Genomic DNA, 18,835 nt, shown 5'->3' with positions numbered 1-18,835 from the left:
ATGGCGGCCGAGGAAACCGATCGGATCCTCGCCCGCATCGCGGACGCGCTCGAGCGCCTCGCACCCGCCGACCGGTCTTCGGTCGACCTGACGACCGGGTCGGCCTTTACATGGTCTGAAAGGGGCGCACGGGCGGTTCCATCCTTTGCTCCAATTGCCCTCGACCTGCTGACCGGTATCGACGATCAGAAGGCGCGCCTGCTCGACAACAGCCAGCGCCTTGCGCGCGGCCATGAAGCCCATGACGTGCTGCTCTGGGGCTCGCGCGGGATGGGCAAGTCAGCGCTGATCAAATCCGTGGTCAAGACCATCCAGACCGATGGCCTCGACCTGGCCCTGGTCGAGACCTCTGCGGACATGCTGGAAACGCTACCCGCGCTGTTCGACACGCTTGGCGCCGTGGACCGCGCGTTCGTGCTGTTCATCGACGATATCGGCTTTGAAGAAGGCAGTTCCGCACCGCGCTGGTTGCGGTCGCTGCTTGAAGGCGGCGCAGCGGCGCGGCCCGCCAATGTCCGCCTCTATGCAACCTCCAACCGCCGGCACATCGTCTCGCGGCAGATGCGCGAACAGGATGATCCGGTCAATCCGCGTGATGTGCTGGATGACAAGCTCGCGCTATCCGACCGCTTCGGATTGCGGCTGGGTTTTCACGCCGCCAGCCAGGATGATTATCTGGCGATGGTCGCGCGCTATGCGCAGGCGCATGATCTTGCGTTCGATCCCGAAGATGCGTTGCTTTGGGCGCAGCAACGCGGTCATCGCTCCGGCCGTGTGGCCTGGCAATATATTGTCGAGCTGGCCGGACGGGCCGGGACAAAGCTGCGCTAGTTCATTCCGCAGCCGCGGCTTCTGTTGCTTCGGCATCCGGCGCACTGGCACCGGAGCGCGAAACCCGCCAGATGATACCGCCGACATCATCGCTGACCAGCAAGGCGCCGGTCTGGTCGAATTCCACCATGGTCGGGCGGCCCTGCGCCTTTTCATCAGCATCGACAAATCCGGTGAGCAGCGGCACCGGTTTGCCCACCGGTTCGCCTTTTTCGTCGAAATTCACATAGACCACATCATAGCCGGACAGCGGCTGGCGGTTCCACGACCCGTGGCGGGCAATGACCGCGCCATTGTCAAACGGCGCGCCCAGCGCCTGCCCATTGGCAAAAGCCAGGCCGAGCGGTGCAACATGGGCGCCAAGGCCATAGTCGGGCCGTCGTTCATATTGCCGGTGATCGAGATTTTTCGGCTCTACCCGGGGATCGACATGCCCGCCCCAGAAATGCCAGGGCCAGCCATAATGCGCGCCAAAGCGCACCTGGGTCATATAGTCCGGCACCATATCGCTACCGAGCATGTCGCGTTCGTTGACCACCGTCCACAGCTCGTTGGTGGTCGGTTCATAGGCCAGCCCCACCGGGTTGCGCAGACCGGCGGCGTAGATAATCTTCTTGTTGGTCGTCAGTTCCACCCGCAGGATGGCCGCGCGGTCGTCTTCGGTGTCCATCCCATTTTCGCCGATATTGCTGTTCGAGCCGACCGCCACGAAAAGATATTTGCCATCCGGACTGGCAATGATGTTGCGCGTCCAGTGATTATTCGGCGCCTTGGCATTGAGATTGGCCACCTTGCGACCTTTCGCGGTGATCTTGGTGTCGCCTTCCGTGTAGGGATAGGCGTAGATGGCATTGGTATCCGCGACGTACAGCGTGTCGTCGATCAGCGCCATGCCAAACGGTGAATTGAGATTTTCGAGCAGCGCAAATTTTTCTTCCGCTGTCCCGTCCTTGTCGGCATCCCGCAGCAAGCTGATCCGGTTGGCCGACGGCGTGCCCGCGCCCGCCTTGCCCATCAGATTGCGCATGATCCAGCCTTCAATCCCCTTGTTGGTGCGCGGCGGGCTGTTGGTTTCGGCAACCAATATATCGCCATTGGGCAGGCGCAGCATCGACCGGGGGTGATCGAGCCCTTCGGAAAACCGCTGGACTTGCAGCCCTTCAGCCGCCACCGGGCCTTCATCTCCAGCCCACGGATCAGCTTCCGCAATGTTGATCGTCGGGAAGCGTTCGGGCCGGACATTGGTGATTTCGGGAATCGGCCCGGTCGTGGCTTCCACGGACAGGCGCGCGGTATCCCCGCGGGTTACATAATAGCCCAGACCCACGCCCAGAATGATGAGAAGAATCGTAACGTTTCGGAGATGTTTCAACATAAGACCTTAATAGGAAGCGCTGGCTGTTCTGACAAGCGCTCAGCCGGGCGGTTTGCTGCGCCCGGCATCGGTCCGGTCAGCGGTCCGGTCAGCGGTCGGCATACCAGATGGCCAGGGCAATCAGCCCGCCAAGCGCCAGTCCCGCCAGAAACCCGATCGACGGTTGTCCCAGCAAACCCCCAATAACCACGCCGGCGATGCAGCCAAAAGCCAGGAAAACGCCGCCAGCGCTTTTGGAAGAGCCAGCCTGCGGGATGTTCGATTGCGGATCAGGATTATCGGTCATGCCAGCGCCATGCCACGTCCTTCGGGCCACGTCAAAAGCCGGATCACCGGGGGCCGGCTAACAAAAGATGAATTTCTGTTCACCATTGCCTTTGACAGTATTTCCATCCCTTCCCCCTAGAGCGGTTAACAGAAAGCGAAGCCGTTTGAGTCGCATGGTTTACAGGAGCCTTCCCTTGCAATTACCGGTATTTATCGACACCAGCCATTTTTTTGATGCCGAGCAGCTGATTCAGAATTTTGGCGAAGAAGCCGGACTGGAAGCAGCGAATCGCGCGGATCAAAGCCGGGCTGTCGGAAATCATATTCACTATTGCAAGTGGCGCCAGGTCGAACGGCTCTGTGTGCTGCTCTCGATCGACCAGTCGATCGGAACCATCCACTAATATCGCAACAAACCAGGCTGTCGGTCAGTTATCCGGGTCGCAGACAATCTGCGCAGACCCGCTGGATCGGATTTTGCAATCGGGACGGCCATCAATCTGGATCACACCGCTGCCGCTATTGGTAATCGCGGCATCGCGTTCGACCATGATATGGCTGCTCGCCGGGCCGCGCTGAACTAGGTCCAGGGATTCCACGGTCAGGCGCGAGGCTTCCAACGTGCTGGTCCCGAGCAATTGGACCCGGCTGTCCCGCGCTTCACCGGCGATGGTGAGCATGCCGCCACCGGTCATCGCAATCGCCAGACGGTCGCTATCGACCGACGCAATGGCGAGATTGCCAAATCCGCCGACCCGTACCTCTGGCGCGCGTCCGGCCAACCGGTCGAGCGAGACCGTGCCGGTGCCAAGATGCGATATCTTCTTCACATCATAAGTATGCAGATAAATGGTGATCGGTTCTTCGGCGGAATATTGCCGTGTGTTGTCGGTCTTGGCCTGGACCGCGATAACCAGTTGTTTGCCGCTTTTGCGAAAGGCAATCCGGTCGAGCGTGGCGCGACTGTCTGCTTCGGCGCGCGCGACCGGGCCCTTGCCCGTCGTGATCACGACATCGGCGCCGCCTTCAATCCGCACCTCTTCGAAACTGAACAGAGAAAATTTGCGCTCGGCCGCCTGCGCGGGCTGGAGCACAAGCATCCATCCGGCCGCCAATAGGATCAGTCGTTTCATCATAGCGGGCGTGCTTCTCCAAATTCCATCCACCCCAGCCAGCGGGGCGTCTTGGGGGCATAATGCCCGTCATTATTCTGCAACGCGAACCCCTGTGCTTCGAACAATTTGGACACGGGGCGATGCAGATGGCATCCACCGGCAATATGTTTCCACATCGGTTCGATCCGGCGCTGCCATTTTTCCGGACCCTGATCGGGCGCCCGACCATGTTCCAGAAACAGGATTTTGCCGCCAGGCTTCAACACCCGGCGCATTTCCTTGAGGACCTGCTTACCGTCCTGGACTGAACAAAGCGTAAAAGTGGTCAAAATCGTATCGAACCGGTCGTCCGTGAACGGCATGGATTCCCCGATCCCATCGAGAATCTCCATCGGCATACCCCGTTCCGCAGCCTCGCGGCGGGTATAGTCGAGCAGCTCGGCCGACGGATCGAGACCGGTCAGGCTGGTTACCTTGTCGCGATCATAAAATTGCAGGTTGATGCCGCCGCCACAGCCCAGTTCGAGCACATTGCCGGAGGCTTTTGGAACGATTTCGCTGCGGTCTTTCATGACCGCCGGTTGCGAACATGCGAATGTGATCAGCCGGGGTACGGCGTGTCTTTCCCAGAAATTAGCCATGGCATCCGTCCTGCCATAGCCCGAACCGATCACCAAGTTTTTTTACCACAGACCGCAGCCGGCAGCGCTCATCCCGCTTAGCCGCAATTGACCTTGCCCGAACCGCTCACCTTGGATTTGCAATCGGCATCCCCGTGGATGCGAATATCCCCGGAGCCCGAGACTCGGGCATCGACCGTGCCGTCAGAAGACAGGGCAACATTGCCGCTCCCGGCGATCTTGATCGTCGCGTTGTCCGCTTTGAAGTCTTTGCCTTTGACATCGCCAGAACCGGCAATAGAGACGCTGATCATGTCCGCAGATCCTGCCAGTTTGACATCACCAGAGCCGGCAATTTTGGTTTTGACGGAGGCGGTATCGAATTCGGCAACAGCCAGATTACCCGATCCGGCAAGACTAAGGGTTGCGGCGTCGCCGCTCATCTTGTCGACTTTCATATCACCCGCGCCGGCCAGTTTGGCGGAGCGCAAGGCGGGTGCACTGACATAGACAGTCACCGATCCCGAATCGCCCCAGGACAGGCCGGACTTTTTCTCCCGGCCGATTTTGAGCTGCCCGTCTGAAATCTTGTAGCGCAGACGCTCAATCGCATCCGCATCGCCTTCGGCGCGGATGGAGTAACTGTTATCGGTGGTGAACACGACATTATCGGGGCCCGCAAGCGTAACCCCCTTAAATTCACCGGGGTCACTGGCATTGGTGCTGATCGTCTGTCCGTCTGCAAAACTGCCGGTCCCTGCGTTGCCAACCGCACTGGCGATTGATCCTTCACAGGCGGCGAGCGCGAACAGGGGCATGACAAACAATAGCTTCTTCATAAATTCCTCCAATGTGTATTGCAGTGTTAATACAGTAAGGATTATGGCGATGCAAGAGGCGATTGGGAACGGGCCGAAAAAGAGATGCCAAGCCTGTGGGGTGCGCGGCAGCACTTGTAAATTCTGATGGTGACGCTCCTGGAAAACAAAGCCTTTCTTGACCCCGGGGAAATGTTCTCTAGATTGGAACAAACCATGAACATTATCGATTCGCATGCCCTTCAAGCCGCTGGCTTGCATGATGCGCTGCGTCTGGCGGGCCATTCCGTCAAACGCGGCCCGTCTGCGCAGGCCGGAATAGCTGACCCGCTGACCCCTTCGCATTTCACCTTCGGGGCGGACAGGCTCGACCGCGCGCTGCAAGGGGAACGCCCGGTGGCGGGGCTGCCAGTCGCCCATTTGCATGAAATATACGCGGCCGAACCCGAAGACCGCAGCAGCGCCGCCGCGCTCAGCCTGCTGGTGGCCGAGCGCGCGCGGAGGGCTAGCATGCCGGGCCAGACGGCCGATGCCCCTCGCCCCATAATGTGGATCAGCGAAGCCAGCCGCGCCCGCCAGCAGGGCCGGCTCTATCCACCCGGCCTGGCCGAACTCGGACTGAATCCGGATCATATCCTGCATATCAATGCCGCCGATGCCGTGTCCGTGTTGCGCGCCGCGGCCGATGCCGTGCGTTCGACCGCCGTTGGGGCGGTCATTGCCGAACTGAGCGGCAAATCTCCCAAGGGCCTCGACCTCACCGCCACCCGCAGGCTCGCGCTATCCGCACAGAAATCGGGCACCAGCGCCCTGCTCGTGCGCAGCCAGGCCAGCGCCCTGCCCAGCGCCGCCTTCAGCCGCTGGGAAGTGGCCGCAGCCCCATCCATAGCTCTCGCCGCCAATGCCGTTGGCTATCCCACCTTTACGGTCAGTCTGCTCCGCCATCGCCGCGGATTGACCGGACTGACCCACAATCTGGAGTGGAACCGTGCAACACAACGCTTTCAGGACGCGCCGGATACTGGCGCTCGTCCTGCCGTTTCTGGAATCGGAACGGATCACGAAACAGAATATCGGCGCGCCTGACCCGCTTGCCGGTCAGCCTTTTGCGCTGATTGACAAGGTCAAGGGGGCGATGGTGCTGATGGCGGTCGACCGCGAAGCCGCGCATCTTGGGCTGGGGCCCGGCATGAAGCTGGCCGATGCCCGCGCGCAGGTGCCGGATCTCAAGGTTTTTGATCATGACCGGCTCGCCGATGCCGCCTTGCTCGACCGGCTCGCCGAGGCCTGTCAGCGCTACACCCCGATGACATCGGTGGCCCCGCCCAATGCGCTGCTGCTCGACCTGACCGGCTGCACCCATTTCTTTGCCTCGGAAGCCGCTCTGATCGAGGATGTCGAAGACCGCTTTGATCAGGCGGGACATGGCTTGTGCTGGGCGCTGGGCGGGACGCCGGATGCCGCCTTGGCGCTGGCCCGGCACGGCTTGCGGGAAGGGGCCGAAGCGCAACTGCCGGTTTCGGCGCTGGCGATGGATGACAAGACTCACCGCGCGCTGGAGCGGGCCGGGCTCTATCATATTGGCGATCTCGTCACTCGCCCCCGGGCGGCGCTGGTGACCCGCTTCGGCAGCCTGCTGGCGCTGCGTCTTGACCGGATCATGGGCATCGAGGACCGCCCGATCAATCCGATCCGCAAACAGGGCAATATCCAGGTCGAGCGCCGCTTTGCCGAACCGCTCACCCATATCGACTTTGCCATTGCCTGCCTCGAAGAGCTGTTTGCCGAAGCGGCGGTCGAGCTGGAACAGCGCGGGCAGGGCGCGCGGATGATCGCGATGATGCTGTTTCGCTGCGACGGAGAGGTCTCTCGGCTGCGGATCGAGACCGCCCCGGCCACCCGCGACCCGAAACTGTTCCGGCGGTTGCTCCAGGAACGGATCGCCGCGCTGAACGATCCGCTCAATCCCGGTTTCGGCTATGACCTGATCCGTCTGACAATCGTTGCGGCCGATGATCTGGCCGCCGAACAATATCGTCTGGAAGGCGGTCAGGACAGCAGCGCGGATCAGGCCGCACTGATCAGCCAGCTGAGCACCCGATTGGGCCGCCAGCAGGTCCAGCAGTTCCAGCCCGCAGACAGCCATATTCCCGAACAGGGGCTGCTCGCCCTGCCCGCGCTCGATCTGCCCGCTCTCGACGGGCGCGCGCCACAAAAATGGGACCCGCCGCAACCTGGTGAGCCGCCCCTGCGCCCGCTCCACCTGTTTGATCCCCCGCAGCATATTACGGTCATGGCGGAAGTGCCCGATGGCCCGCCTTACCGTTTCGTCTGGCGGCGCAAGACCCATCTTGTCCGCCGCTATGAAGGACCGGAACGGATTGCCTCGCAATGGTGGCAGAGACGCGATGGCCAGCAACCCGGCAAAGGCGGGCTGACACGCGATTATTACCGGGTCGAGGATGGCCGTGGACGGCGCTACTGGCTGTTCCGGCACGGGCTCTATGGCAGCGAGAAAGCACGCCCCGACTGGTATATTCACGGCCTTTTCGCATGACCGGAGCGCCGCCGCCTGCCTTTGCCGAGCTCTGCGCCGCAACCCATTACAGCTTTCTGCGCGGGGCTTCCTCTCCGGCCAATATGGTGGCGCAGGCCATGACGCAGGGCATGACCGGCATCGGCATTGCCGATCGCAACAGCGTCGCCGGCGTCGTCCGCGCCCATGCCGCCTTGCGCGCCGCCTATGAAGACGCCGCAGAGGAAGGCATCGCCCTGCCCGATTTCAAGCTGGTGGTCGGATCGCGGCTGGTCTTTGCCGACGACACGCCGGACATTATCGCCTATCCGCTCAACCGGCGCGGCTGGGGCCGGCTGACACGGCTGCTTTCCGTTGGCAATTTGCGCACGGAAAAGGGCGCGTGCCTGCTCTACCAGGCCGACTTGCTGGAATGGGCCGAAGATATGGCGCTGATCGTTCTCCCTTGCTCCGCCGTACAAGAAGACGATTTCTGGAATCTCCTGCGCCACCGGATTCCCGATCTCTGGATCGCCGCAACCATGCCGCGCGCGGGACGCGACAAGCGCCGTCTCGTGGCGCTCCAGAAGCTTGCCGACGCCACCCATATCCCGCTACTCGCCACCAATGATCCGCTCTATGCAACCGCTGATCAGCGCCCGCTGCACGATATTCTGACCTGCATTGCCGAGAAGACAACCATTGCCAAAGCCGGCCGGATTCTCGCCGCTAATGCCGAACGTCATCTCAAGAGCCCGCGGGAAATTGCGCGGCTGTTTACCGATTGTCCCGAAGCGATCGCCGAAACCCAGGTCCTGCTCGATCGCATCGGCTTTTCGCTCGACGAACTCAGCTATCATTATCCGGACGAACCGGTGCCCAAAGGCTGGACACCGCAGAAATGGCTGGCGAAGCTTGCCTGGGATGCGGCCCATGCCCAGCACGGCGAAACCCTGCCCGCGATACTCCAGAGCAAGCTGGAGGAAGAGCTCGGCTTGATCGAACGGCTGCGCTACGCGCCCTATTTCCTGACCGTCTATGATATTGTCAAATTTGCGCGATCGAAAGGCATACTCTGCCAGGGGCGCGGGTCGGCGGCGAATAGCGCGGTCTGTTTCCTGCTCGGCATTACATCGGTCGATCCGGTCAAGCATGACCTGCTATTTTCCCGCTTCATCTCGGAAGAACGCCGCGAGCCGCCGGATATTGATGTCGATTTCGAGCATGAGCGGCGCGAGGAGGTGATCCAATATATTTACGAGCGCTATGGCCGCCACCGCGCCGGCATTGCCGCCACCGTGGTGCACTACCGGTCGCGCAGCGCAATCCGCGAGGTCGGCAAGGCGCTCGATCTGTCCGAGGACATCACCGCCCGCCTGTCGAGTACGGTCTGGGGCAGCTATTCGAGCAAGGCGCCCGACAGCCGGTTTCAGGAAACCGGACTCGATCCGGCCAATCCCGAGATCATCCGGCTCGGGGATTTGGTCCGCGATATCCTGCAGTTCCCGCGCCACCTGTCGCAACATGTCGGAGGCTTTGTCCTGACTCAGGACCGGCTCGATGAAACCGTTCCGATTCACCATGCCGCGATGGAGGACCGGACCTTTATCGAGTGGGACAAGAATGACATCGACACATTGGGCCTGATGAAGGTCGACATTCTCGGTCTTGGCATGCTGACCTGCATCCGCAAGGCGTTCCGGCTGCTCGAGGAGACCGGTGTCACACCCGAGGACTACCGGCCGGGCAGCGGCGACCGCTGGGCCCTGAAGACGGTCCCGCGCGAGGACAAGGCGACCTATGACATGCTGTGCCAGGGGGACAGTATCGGGGTGTTTCAGGTCGAAAGCCGGGCCCAGATCAACATGCTGCCGCGCCTCCGCCCGCGCGAATTTTATGATCTGGTGATTCAGGTCGCAATCGTCCGGCCCGGTCCGATCGAAGGCGATATGGTGCATCCCTATCTGCGCCGCCGCTCGGGGGTCGAAGCGGTCACGCTGCCCTCCCCCAAGCCGCCGCATGATCCCGACGAGCTGCAATCCGTGCTCGGCAAGACCTTTGGCGTCCCGCTATTCCAGGAACAGGCGATGAAGCTCGCGATTGTCGCCGCGGATTTTTCTCCGGCCGATGCCAACAAGCTGCGCCGGGCGATGGCGACTTTCCGCAATGTCGGCACCATCCATCATTTTCAGGAAAAGATGATCGAAGGCATGGTCGCGCGCGGCTATGAGCGGGATTTTGGCGAGCGCTGCTACAAACAGATCCAGGGCTTTGGCAGCTATGGCTTCCCCGAAAGCCATGCCCAGTCCTTTGCCATATTGGTCTATATCAGCTCCTGGATCAAATGCCATCATCCGGCGGTCTTTGCCGCCGCCCTGCTCAATTCGCAGCCCATGGGTTTCTATGCCCCGGCCCAGCTTGTCCGCGATGCACGCGAGCATGATGTCATGGTCCGCGGCGTCGACATTAATCACAGCCGCTGGGACAATAGTCTTGAGCCTGCCGACCCGGTCAGCAAGGCGGAAGAGGCAAGGCGCAGACAGCCCGCGCTGCGCATCGGCCTGCGCCAGATTGACGGCTTTCGCGAAGAATGGGCCGACCGGATCGTCGCAGCACAGCCCTTTGCCAGCATCGAGCAGCTCGCCCATCAGGCGGGGCTGCCCGCTCGCGCCTTGCGCCTGCTGGCCGATGCCGATGCCTGCCGCTCGATCGGTCTCGACCGGCGCCAGGCGCTCTGGGAAGTGCGCCGAACGCCGTCCAATGTGCTGCCGCTGTTCGCCGCCGCACAGGCCCGCGAGCAGGCAGAAGAACAGGATGCGCGCTTGCCCGCCATGACCAAGAGCGAACATGTCGTTACCGACTATCAGAGCATCCGGCTCTCGCTCAAAGGCCATCCGATGGAATTTCTGCGCGATCGCTTGCGCGCGATGGGGGTGCTCAGTTGCGCCGAAGTGGCGAAAGCCAAAAATGGCAGCTTTATCCGCACCGCCGGCGTCGTCCTGATCCGCCAGCGTCCGGGCAAGGGCAATGCGATTTTCATCACTCTTGAGGATGAGACCGGGATTGCCAATCTGCTGCTCTGGGCGCGCCGGTTCGAAGCCATGCGCCGTCCGGTCATGGCCGCGCGGTTGATGATTGCCTCCGGGGAAATCCAGCATAGCCGGGAAGGCGTCACCCATGTGATGGTCAGCCGGGTCGAAGACTATACCCATATGCTTGATACGATTGCCCAGCAGGAAACCACCCCGATTGCCATGGCCCGCGCCGATGAAGTCAACCGGCCGGTTTATCGCAACGAAGACAAGCAGGCGGCGTTGCATGAAGAGGCCGATGCGGACCGGCCGGCGCGCCCGCAAAATCCCCGGCCCAAATTTCCCCGCAGCGGGCATCCGCGCAATGTTCGCATCCTGCCAAAGTCGCGTGATTTCCACTGAACCATCCGCGCCGTCCATCGACTCGCCAGCGAGGCGCTTCTGTTCGAAAAATTTGCCGAATCGGGATGGAGCGACCGCAAATAACGACGAATTTCAGCCATTTTTCGCTTGAACGCACGCACTATTCTGCTGACCGCTAACTTCTGGAATGTCACCCAATAACCACCATCTTTTAAGGGACAGGGGGATAACAATGGAGTTGAGTAGATGAAAAAATTATCCCTGATTACAGCCGCCTTTGGCGCTGCAACTCTGGTCGCCGCCCCGGGATTTGCCCAGGAAACGCCACCAGAAACCCCTGATACAGGCACAACCGAAGAAGCTGCCCCAGAAGCAGCGCCGGCAACCATCGACACCGATGGTGATGGAACAATGGATGCCTGGGACCAACGTGGTGACGGAAAGCCCGACAGTTGGGATACCGATGGCGATGGCGCCCCTGATGCCTTTGACCAAGACGGAGACGGTGCCCCTGATCCGAAATGATCTGGCCCCGACCGTTGATCACAACTGATCAATAAAGGCCCCAGCCAACCCTGTGCCTGACCTGGTGCGGCCAATCGGCGCATTCTCCCTCCCTGCCCGATTGGCCGTCACCCATTTTCCAGTCACAATAATATGGAAGAGAGCTCATGACCCAAGAACTGAAACCCGCCCGTATCGCCACTGCGCTGATTGCGGCGCCTGCCCTGATCGCCCTGGCGGCCTGTGATGTGCCCGCTGAAGACCCGGCTGGTGACGAACTCGGCACAACCGAAGAAATGCCCATGGAAGAACCCGTGGATACGGCCCCTCTGGATGACACCGCCCCGGCCGATAGCGGCCTTGAAGGCGGCGCCATGTCCACCGATGACACGATGGCAGAACCCGCTGTTCCACCGGCACCCGGCGAAGCAACCGGTGACGATGCCAGTGCCACGGAAACACCTGACGAACCGGCTGCGGCAGAAGATGAAAGCACGGCTTCGGAATAGCGTGCAGCGCCATGCAATGCTCGATCATGACCAGAAGAACGGCTTGATGAGGAGCTAACCATGACGCCAAAAATTACCGATCTCGACCTGAGCGCCATGCTGTTTGACCGCAGCATGGCGCTCAGCGAGATCGCGGCGATCCAGTCCTATCTCCGCCATTTTGGTTATATGCAGGACCGCTTTGGAACCCTGCACAGCGGGGAAATGGATGCCGCAACCGAGAAAGCCATCCGGCTCTACCAGTGCTGTTTCGGCCTGCCCGCGACAGGCGAGCTCGATCAAGCCACGCTTTGCGAAATGAGCCGCCCCCGCTGCGGCGTCCCCGATCTGCAACCCGAAGGTCTGGCCTTCACCGCGGTGAGCCGCTGGGACAAGTCCGAGCTGACCTACCAGTTCACGCGATTCTCCGAAAAGCTGGCGCAGTCCGAAGTTGAACGCGACGTCGCGGCAGCCTTTGCCTTGTGGGCGGACAATTGCGATCTGACCTTCACGCAAACCCCCGATGCGGTCGCCGTTGATATGGCGATCGAATTTGCCCGCGCCGATCATGGCGATGATGCCCCTTTTGACGGCCCCTCGGGCGTCCTTGCCCATGCCTATTTTCCGCCGCCCAATGGCGGGCCGCTAGCCGGCGACACCCATTTCGATGAAGATGAAAACTGGAGCACCGACATTAGCGACAGCCAGGCGATCGATTTTCTGACGGTGGCCGCGCATGAATTCGGCCACGCAATCGGGCTTGGCCACAGCCGGGTCCGCGGCGCCCTGATGTTCCCCAGCTATTCCGGGCCGCAACGGTTTCTTGCCCCCGATGACATTGCCGGCTGCCAATCGCTGTACGGCCCGCCACCGGCGCCCGTCGACAGCGATTGCTAGCTTTTGCCCCAAGAAAAAACCCCGCCAGACGGGACCGGCGGGGTTAGGGGGAAAACGGCACTGCAGCGGGTTGCTACATGCCCATATAATCGCGCTTGCCGATCGGCACCCCCTGCATCCGCAGTAAATTGTAAGCCGTGGTCACATGGAAAAACAGGTTTGGCAGAAAGAAACGCAGCACATAGCTTTTGCCATCAATATCCATCGTCTGCTCGGGGCCGACCGGCATGGAAATAACCATGGTGCCATTTCCGTTGATCACCGCATCATCGGCCTCCGCAACGGTCTTGCCGCAGTCGGCAATGCGGGCAATCAAGGCATCAAAACTGTCGCCTTCCATCGGAATGTCGGGCAGATCTTCCGTGACCACCCCGGACATCCGCGCCGCGCCACGAACCGCAAATTCGGTGATCATCTGCACCTGCCATTTCATGTCGTTCATGTCGGGAAACAACCGCTGGCTCAAAAAAGCTTCTTCGCTGGCTTCCGACGCGGCGGCATGAGCCTTCGCCTTTTCCAGCACAGTGGTCAGCCCGCGAAACGCCTGTGCCGTGGAGGATTTGAAAATTTCCGAAAGAGACGGATTGGTGTCGGTCATAGTGAGATTTCCTTGAACAAATGAAGAGAAGAACGGCAGCCGTTACAGCAGGTTGAACAGCAAAAATCCGCCCAGCGCAAGAAATGAACCGAGCGTACCAAATGCACCCAGTGCCCGGGCCGCGACAAAGACCTTGCCAGTTTCGGAGCCATGCGACCCCGCCTGTGTGGACAAGGCTATCGCATGCAGCAACCGCGCGCCGACAAAGACAATGGCGAGGATCCGGACAATATCATTGGGCACCACGGTCATTTCCGCCAGCGCGAGCACGGCGATGAAAATGGCCGCATTTTCAGACAGGTTTCCGTGGCGCCGAATTTTGCGCTCCAGCGCCAGATCGCCGCCGACACCAAGATTGACCCCCGATTTGACCCGGTGCAGCCCAACCATCACCATGAGCAATCCCTGGAGGATAATCAGCAGTCCGCCAGCATAGGCAGAAATAATCGGTGCGGTCATTGGCGTTCTCTCCAGCAGTGATATGAGTGAGCGGGTGTGCGCTCTTGCTACTGGCTCAAAAAAACAATGTCCAAGAGACAAATTGCACCTTGTTGGTGCAAATTTGAGCCGTGCCTTTGACGCCTTTTCGCTGTACGTCTGACCAATGATCGACGATATGAAGGATATGGACTGGGAAGATATCAAGACCTTTCGGTCGGTGATGCAGGGCGGCACGGTCCGCGCCGCAGCCAAAAGCCTGCACGTCCATCACAGCACCGTCAGCCGGCGCATTGAACAGCTCGAAAATGCGCTCGGCGTCACCCTGTTCGAACGCCGGCCGGAAGGCTATTTCCCGACCTCCGCCGGTGAAGATCTGGCGCGCGCTGCCGGCAGTTTTGCCGATGATTTGTTGGCGGTGGAACGCCATATTGCCGGACGCGACAATGAACTGTCCGGCTCGCTGCGCGTGACGATGGCAGAACCCTTTGCCACCGCCATGTTTGCGCCACGCCTGCCCGAATTTTGCGCAACCTACCCCGGTCTCGAGCTCGAGATCCTGACCAGCTATGATCTGCTCGATGTCGCGCGCCGGGAGGCTGATATCGCCATTCGCATGGACAATAATCCACCCGAAACGCTCGTCGGCAAACGGCTCTTTGCCTATAATATCTCGATCTATGCCCATCCGGACTATCTCGCCGAGCAGGATTTCATAAACCATCCCGAACAGGCCCGTTGGCTGGGCTGGAACGAACGCGAAGGGCGCTTTCCGGACTGGACCCAGGATACCGAGTTTGCCCGCGTGCCGGTATGGGGCAATTTTGCCAGCATCATGCTGCAGATAGAGATGGCGCGGGCCAAGCTGGGCATGGTCATGATCCCGTGCCTCGCCGGGGACAGCTATGACGATCTGGTGCGCGCCACAACGCGCCCGCCAAAGCCGTCGCGTGACATCTGGATCCTCACCCATGACGATCTGCGCCGCACGGCCCGGGTCCGCGCCTTCATGGATTTTGCCGAGAGCGTCTTGCGCGATAACAAGGCCGCGCTGCTCGGCGATAGACAATAGCGGACAGTTGATCGGGGCGGTTAACCATATTTGCCCGCAAACTGACGGAACTCCGGGATAGTGCGATCCCGAATTTAACCAATAAACTGCACCACCCGGCAATCTCTTCGCCTTAGTTAAAAGGATATGAATGCCGAACTCTCCAAATTATCCCCCGCACGGCAAGCCGGCATCGTCTCTGCCACAGAGGTTCTGACGGCCTTTTTCGTCACCGGAACCTTATATCTGCTGGTGTTCGGAATTGATGATCATTTCTGGAATGTGATGATGCTGACGATGATTGTCCCGTGGTTCATCTGTATCCCGGCCAATCTCTATGTCACCCATCAGCGTGAACAATTGCTGGAAACCGCTGAACGCCTGCGGGTGACGCAAAGCGAGCTGGAAGAAGTGAACCGGCAGCTGGAACATAAGGCGAGTTATGACGGGCTGACCGGCCTCGCCAATCGCGAGCATTTCGTGAAGATTTTCGACGAACGGCGCAAGCAATCGCGGCAGAATATCCTGATGATCGTCGATGCCGATCATTTCAAGAATATCAACGATTGCTATGGACATCTGGTCGGTGACCGCGCGCTCATATTGCTCGCCTCGGTGTTCAAGCGGATCCTGCGTAAAAATGATCTGGTCGGCCGGATCGGGGGTGAGGAATTTGGTGTCTTGCTGCCCGATACCTGTGCCGCAGAAGGCGAGATTATCGGTGAGATGATCCGCCACGAGATCGAGAATATCCTGTTCGAGCCGCAGGACGGCGTGCCTCATCGCATGACCGTGAGCATCGGCCTGACCAGCGTGTCGCCGCATGAGGAACGCGCTTTTCCGATGCGCAACGCGGACAGCGCGCTCTTTATGGCGAAGCGGCAGGGACGCAACCAGTGCGTGCTGTACACGCCGGGCATGCGGGAAAAACCGCGGCCATTTTACGAAGCGCGCCTGCAACAGGGTCCGGTCGAACTGCGCGCCTGATCCGCGCCGCCGTTCTTTTGATTGGCGCGACAAATTCCCGATGACGGACGCGGCACGCGCTGCTAGACCCGTGCCCTATGACCGAAAATGCTTCTGCCGACACCGCTACGGATTCGCAAGACAGGGCCGGCGCTGCCGACAGCGCTGCCAAACATCTCTATCTGGTCGATGGTTCGGCCTATATTTTCCGGGCCTATCATCGCCTCCCGCCGCTGACCAATATCCACGGCGAACCGGTAGGGGCGGTCTATGGTTATACGACGATGTTGTGGAAACTCGCGGACGAATTGCATGCCGCCGACGGCCCGACTCATATGGCGGTCGTCCTCGACAAAAGCTCCCAGAGCTTCCGCAACGAACTGTATAGCGAATATAAGGCCCATCGCCCTGAACCTCCCGAAGACCTGCGCCCGCAATTCCCGATGATCCGGGACGCCACCCGGGCCTTTTCGCTGCCGCTGATCGAGGAGGAAAATGTCGAGGCGGATGACATGATCGCGAGCTATACCAAAGCCGCGGTCGCGCAAGGCTGGAAAGTCACGATCGTGTCGTCGGACAAGGATCTGATGCAACTGATCGAACCGAGCGACAACAGCCGGGTCGACATGCTCGATACCATGAAGAACGTGCGCATGGGCCGCGCCGCGGTCGAGGAGAAATTTGGCGTCGGCCCGGAAAAACTGGGGGATGTTCTCGGCCTGATGGGCGACAGTGCCGACAATATTCCCGGCGTCCCCGGGATCGGTCCCAAAACCGCATCCAAGCTGATCAACGAACATGGCGATATCGAAGCGGTGCTCGCCGCGGCACCGGACATGAAAAAGTCCAAGATGAAGGAAAATATCCTCGCCAATATCGAACAGGCCCGGTTGTCGCGGGTGCTGGTCACGCTCAAAGAGGATTGCCCGCTGCCCGATACGCTCGACAGCTTTCTTCTCCAGGATATTCCTGAAGAACCGCTCCGCGCGTTTCTGTCCCATCACGGGTTCAACTCCTTGCTCAAAAAGCTCGGCGGTGGACAGGCCGAGCCCCAAAATCCCGATGTCGATGGCGGCATTGCCGGAACCAGCGCCGCACCGGCCGCGAAAGCACCGGAAGCGCCAGCGATTGATCGCAGCCAATATGAATGCGTTCAGGATCTCGACGCCCTCGATGCCTGGATCGCCCGCGCGCGCAGCGCCGGCGTGATGGCCGTGGATGTGGAAACCGACAGCCTGGAAAGCGTGACCGCACGGGTGGTCGGCATCTGCCTCGCCACTGGTCCCAATCAGGCCTGTTACATCCCGCTGGGTCATGGCAGCGGCGACATGTTTGCCGAATCCCCGCAGCAAATCCCCACCACCGACGCGCTCGCCCGATTGAAATCGCTGCTCGAGGATGATGCGGTTTTGAAAGTGGGTCAAAATCTCAAATATGACATGACCGTCCTCGCTCAGCATGACATCCGGATCACGCCGTTTGACGACACGCTGGTGATGAGCTTTGATCTCGACGCCGGTCTCCACGGGCACGGTATGGACGAGCTGAGCAAGCTGCATCTCGGCCACGAATGTATCAGCTTCAAGTCGCTGACCGGCACCGGCAAGAAAGCCATCAGCTTTGCCGAAGTGCCGCTCGACAAGGCGACCGAATATGCCGCCGAAGACGCCGATGTCACCTTGCGCCTGTGGGACATCCTGCGGCTGCGCATGGCACCCGAAAACGCCACACGGGTTTACCAGATGGTCGACCGGCCGCTGGTGCCGGTGATTGCCGGAATGGAACAGACCGGGGTGCTGGTCGACCGTGAAGAGCTGGCGCGCCTGTCGCAGAGTTTTGCCGAGAATATGGAAAGTCTCGAAAAGGAAATTCACGATCTCGCCGGCGAGCCCTTTTCGATCGGCAGTCCCAAGCAATTGGGCGAGATCCTGTTCGGCAAGCTTGGCCTGAAGGGCGGCAAGAAGGGCAAAAGCGGGCAATATTCGACCGATGTCACGGTGCTCGAACGGCTGGCCGGGGATGGCGAACCGATCGCCCAGAAAGTGGTCAACTGGCGCCAGCTGTCCAAACTTAAATCAACCTATACCGACGCGCTGCAGGACCAGATCAATGCCAAGACCGGACGCGTCCACACCTCCTATTCGCTCAGCGGAGCACAAACCGGGCGGTTGTCGTCGACCGAACCCAATCTCCAGAATATTCCGATCCGCACCGAGATCGGGCGCCAGATCCGGCAAGCCTTTGTCGCCGCGCCGGGCAATGTGATTCTGGCCGCGGACTACAGCCAGATCGAATTGCGGCTCGCCGCGCATATTGCCGATGTCGCGACCTTGAAAGAGGCCTTTGCCCAGGGCGAAGATATTCACAACCGCACCGCCCAGGAACTGTTCGGGTCGGTTGATCGCGACACCCGCGCGCGCGCCAAAACGATCAACTTCGCGATCCTCTACGGGATTTCACGCTGGGGATTGGCGAAACGGCTGGAGGTTGATCCGGATGAAGCCCAGGCGATGATCGACACTTATTTCGAACGCTTCCCCGGGATCAATCGCTATATCTCGACAACCCTCCAGGCCGCCCGCGAAAGCGGCTATACCGAGACCCTGTTTGGCCGCAAGACCTGGTTTGAACGGCTCAAGTCCGCCAATCAGGCCGAACGCCAGGGCAGCGAGCGGGCCGCAATCAACGCGCCGATCCAGGGCACCAGCGCCGACATTATCAAACGCGCCATGGCCCGCATGCGCCCTGCGCTTGTGGATGCCGGGCTGGCCGACGTCCAGATGCTAATGCAGGTGCATGATGAACTGGTTTTCGAATTGCCCGAAAGCCAGGTCGACGCCGCTTCGGAAATCATCCGCACGGTCATGTCGGGCGCGGCCGAACCGGCGGTCACGCTCTCGATCCCGCTCGATGTCGATATCGGCACCGGCAAAAGCTGGGATGAAGCGCACTAGCAC

Annotated in this window: 18 protein-coding genes; 11 read left to right on the top strand and 7 right to left on the bottom strand. The window is 60.5% G+C overall.

Going from position 1 to position 18,835, the window contains the following annotated elements; all coding sequences use genetic code 11:
- Positions 1 to 831 (top strand): ATP-binding protein, encoded by an 831-nt coding sequence (locus ACZ1GS_RS01085; protein WP_472696662.1) that lies wholly within the window; start codon positions 1 to 3, stop codon positions 829 to 831.
- A gap of 1 nt (position 832) precedes the next feature.
- Here ACZ1GS_RS01085 and ACZ1GS_RS01080 read toward each other — a convergent pair whose 3' ends face one another.
- Entirely contained in the window at positions 833 to 2,206 is a 1,374-nt protein-coding gene (locus ACZ1GS_RS01080; protein ID WP_472696661.1) for a PQQ-dependent sugar dehydrogenase, read from the bottom strand.
- Between the two features lie 88 nt (positions 2,207 to 2,294).
- Positions 2,295 to 2,492, bottom strand: a complete 198-nt coding sequence (locus ACZ1GS_RS01075) for a hypothetical protein (RefSeq protein ID WP_472696660.1) — start codon at positions 2,490 to 2,492, stop codon at positions 2,295 to 2,297.
- A 175-nt stretch (positions 2,493 to 2,667) separates the two neighbouring features.
- Here ACZ1GS_RS01075 and ACZ1GS_RS01070 point away from each other — a divergent pair, with 175 nt between their 5' ends.
- A complete protein-coding gene (locus tag ACZ1GS_RS01070; RefSeq protein WP_472696659.1) occupies positions 2,668 to 2,877 on the top strand; it encodes a hypothetical protein in 210 nt (69 codons plus the stop codon).
- 24 nt (positions 2,878 to 2,901) lie between these two features.
- Here ACZ1GS_RS01070 and ACZ1GS_RS01065 read toward each other — a convergent pair whose 3' ends face one another.
- The 3 genes from ACZ1GS_RS01065 to ACZ1GS_RS01055 form a co-directional block, all read right to left on the bottom strand.
- Positions 2,902 to 3,609, bottom strand: a complete 708-nt coding sequence (locus ACZ1GS_RS01065; RefSeq protein WP_472696658.1) for a GIN domain-containing protein — start codon at positions 3,607 to 3,609, stop codon at positions 2,902 to 2,904.
- Positions 3,606 to 4,229, bottom strand: coding sequence for a class I SAM-dependent methyltransferase (locus ACZ1GS_RS01060; RefSeq protein WP_472696657.1), 624 nt, complete (start codon positions 4,227 to 4,229; stop codon positions 3,606 to 3,608). Before ACZ1GS_RS01060 ends, ACZ1GS_RS01065 begins: the two co-directional genes overlap by 4 nt.
- A 77-nt stretch (positions 4,230 to 4,306) precedes the next feature.
- Positions 4,307 to 5,047 carry a head GIN domain-containing protein gene (locus tag ACZ1GS_RS01055; protein WP_472696656.1) on the bottom strand — a complete coding sequence of 247 codons (741 nt, stop codon included), beginning with the start codon at positions 5,045 to 5,047 and terminating at the stop codon, positions 4,307 to 4,309.
- Between the two features lie 195 nt (positions 5,048 to 5,242).
- Between ACZ1GS_RS01055 and ACZ1GS_RS01050 the strand changes: the two genes are divergently transcribed.
- From ACZ1GS_RS01050 to ACZ1GS_RS01025, 6 genes are all read left to right on the top strand, one after another.
- Positions 5,243 to 6,112: an ImuA family protein gene (locus tag ACZ1GS_RS01050; protein ID WP_472696655.1), complete on the top strand. Its 870-nt coding sequence runs from the start codon at positions 5,243 to 5,245 to the stop codon at positions 6,110 to 6,112.
- Positions 6,015 to 7,583: a Y-family DNA polymerase gene (locus ACZ1GS_RS01045; RefSeq protein WP_472696654.1), complete on the top strand. Its 1,569-nt coding sequence runs from the start codon at positions 6,015 to 6,017 to the stop codon at positions 7,581 to 7,583. Before ACZ1GS_RS01050 ends, ACZ1GS_RS01045 begins: the two co-directional genes overlap by 98 nt.
- On the top strand, positions 7,580 to 10,975 hold the full coding sequence (locus tag ACZ1GS_RS01040) for an error-prone DNA polymerase (RefSeq protein ID WP_472696653.1): 3,396 nt from the start codon (positions 7,580 to 7,582) through the stop codon (positions 10,973 to 10,975). Before ACZ1GS_RS01045 ends, ACZ1GS_RS01040 begins: the two co-directional genes overlap by 4 nt.
- A 207-nt stretch (positions 10,976 to 11,182) precedes the next feature.
- Positions 11,183 to 11,461: a hypothetical protein gene (locus tag ACZ1GS_RS01035; protein ID WP_472696652.1), complete on the top strand. Its 279-nt coding sequence runs from the start codon at positions 11,183 to 11,185 to the stop codon at positions 11,459 to 11,461.
- 146 nt (positions 11,462 to 11,607) lie between these two features.
- Positions 11,608 to 11,949 (top strand): hypothetical protein, encoded by a 342-nt coding sequence (locus ACZ1GS_RS01030; protein ID WP_472696651.1) that lies wholly within the window; start codon positions 11,608 to 11,610, stop codon positions 11,947 to 11,949.
- 60 nt (positions 11,950 to 12,009) lie between these two features.
- Positions 12,010 to 12,825, top strand: a complete 816-nt coding sequence (locus ACZ1GS_RS01025) for a matrixin family metalloprotease (RefSeq protein ID WP_472696650.1) — start codon at positions 12,010 to 12,012, stop codon at positions 12,823 to 12,825.
- A gap of 73 nt (positions 12,826 to 12,898) precedes the next feature.
- Here ACZ1GS_RS01025 and ACZ1GS_RS01020 read toward each other — a convergent pair whose 3' ends face one another.
- A complete protein-coding gene (locus tag ACZ1GS_RS01020) occupies positions 12,899 to 13,423 on the bottom strand; it encodes a DUF1993 family protein (protein ID WP_472696649.1) in 525 nt (174 codons plus the stop codon).
- Between the two features lie 42 nt (positions 13,424 to 13,465).
- Positions 13,466 to 13,882, bottom strand: a complete 417-nt coding sequence (locus tag ACZ1GS_RS01015; RefSeq protein ID WP_472696648.1) for an MAPEG family protein — start codon at positions 13,880 to 13,882, stop codon at positions 13,466 to 13,468.
- Positions 13,883 to 14,027: 145 nt separating this feature from the next.
- Here ACZ1GS_RS01015 and ACZ1GS_RS01010 point away from each other — a divergent pair, with 145 nt between their 5' ends.
- The 3 genes from ACZ1GS_RS01010 to polA all read left to right on the top strand — a co-directional run bounded on the left by ACZ1GS_RS01010 (position 14,028) and on the right by polA (position 18,832).
- Positions 14,028 to 14,933, top strand: coding sequence for a LysR family transcriptional regulator (locus tag ACZ1GS_RS01010; RefSeq protein ID WP_472696647.1), 906 nt, complete (start codon positions 14,028 to 14,030; stop codon positions 14,931 to 14,933).
- A gap of 126 nt (positions 14,934 to 15,059) precedes the next feature.
- Positions 15,060 to 15,899, top strand: coding sequence for a GGDEF domain-containing protein (locus tag ACZ1GS_RS01005; protein ID WP_472696646.1), 840 nt, complete (start codon positions 15,060 to 15,062; stop codon positions 15,897 to 15,899).
- A 77-nt stretch (positions 15,900 to 15,976) separates the two neighbouring features.
- A complete protein-coding gene (gene polA / locus ACZ1GS_RS01000) occupies positions 15,977 to 18,832 on the top strand; it encodes a DNA polymerase I (protein ID WP_472696645.1) in 2,856 nt (951 codons plus the stop codon).
- Positions 18,833 to 18,835 lie beyond the last annotated feature (3 nt).

This window comes from Parasphingorhabdus sp. W113 (assembly GCF_055693205.1).
The sequence above is the reverse complement of the archived record's forward strand: the minus strand, read 5'-3'. Positions and strand labels throughout refer to the sequence as shown.

Bases quoted from the DNA above. Each gene is read 5' to 3' on its own strand.
- ACZ1GS_RS01085 (WP_472696662.1), top strand. From the start codon at position 1: ATGGCGGCCGAGGAAACCGATCGGATCCTCGCCCGCATCGCGGACGCG.
- ACZ1GS_RS01080 (WP_472696661.1), bottom strand. From the start codon at position 2,206: ATGTTGAAACATCTCCGAAACGTTACGATTCTTCTCATCATTCTGGGC.
- ACZ1GS_RS01075 (WP_472696660.1), bottom strand. From the start codon at position 2,492: ATGACCGATAATCCTGATCCGCAATCGAACATCCCGCAGGCTGGCTCT.
- ACZ1GS_RS01065 (WP_472696658.1), bottom strand. From the start codon at position 3,609: ATGATGAAACGACTGATCCTATTGGCGGCCGGATGGATGCTTGTGCTC.
- ACZ1GS_RS01060 (WP_472696657.1), bottom strand. From the start codon at position 4,229: ATGGCTAATTTCTGGGAAAGACACGCCGTACCCCGGCTGATCACATTC.
- ACZ1GS_RS01055 (WP_472696656.1), bottom strand. From the start codon at position 5,047: ATGAAGAAGCTATTGTTTGTCATGCCCCTGTTCGCGCTCGCCGCCTGT.
- ACZ1GS_RS01050 (WP_472696655.1), top strand. From the start codon at position 5,243: ATGAACATTATCGATTCGCATGCCCTTCAAGCCGCTGGCTTGCATGAT.
- ACZ1GS_RS01040 (WP_472696653.1), top strand. From the start codon at position 7,580: ATGACCGGAGCGCCGCCGCCTGCCTTTGCCGAGCTCTGCGCCGCAACC.
- ACZ1GS_RS01035 (WP_472696652.1), top strand. From the start codon at position 11,183: ATGAAAAAATTATCCCTGATTACAGCCGCCTTTGGCGCTGCAACTCTG.
- ACZ1GS_RS01030 (WP_472696651.1), top strand. From the start codon at position 11,608: ATGACCCAAGAACTGAAACCCGCCCGTATCGCCACTGCGCTGATTGCG.
- ACZ1GS_RS01025 (WP_472696650.1), top strand. From the start codon at position 12,010: ATGACGCCAAAAATTACCGATCTCGACCTGAGCGCCATGCTGTTTGAC.
- ACZ1GS_RS01020 (WP_472696649.1), bottom strand. From the start codon at position 13,423: ATGACCGACACCAATCCGTCTCTTTCGGAAATTTTCAAATCCTCCACG.
- ACZ1GS_RS01015 (WP_472696648.1), bottom strand. From the start codon at position 13,882: ATGACCGCACCGATTATTTCTGCCTATGCTGGCGGACTGCTGATTATC.
- ACZ1GS_RS01010 (WP_472696647.1), top strand. From the start codon at position 14,028: ATGATCGACGATATGAAGGATATGGACTGGGAAGATATCAAGACCTTT.
- ACZ1GS_RS01005 (WP_472696646.1), top strand. From the start codon at position 15,060: ATGAATGCCGAACTCTCCAAATTATCCCCCGCACGGCAAGCCGGCATC.
- polA (WP_472696645.1), top strand. From the start codon at position 15,977: ATGACCGAAAATGCTTCTGCCGACACCGCTACGGATTCGCAAGACAGG.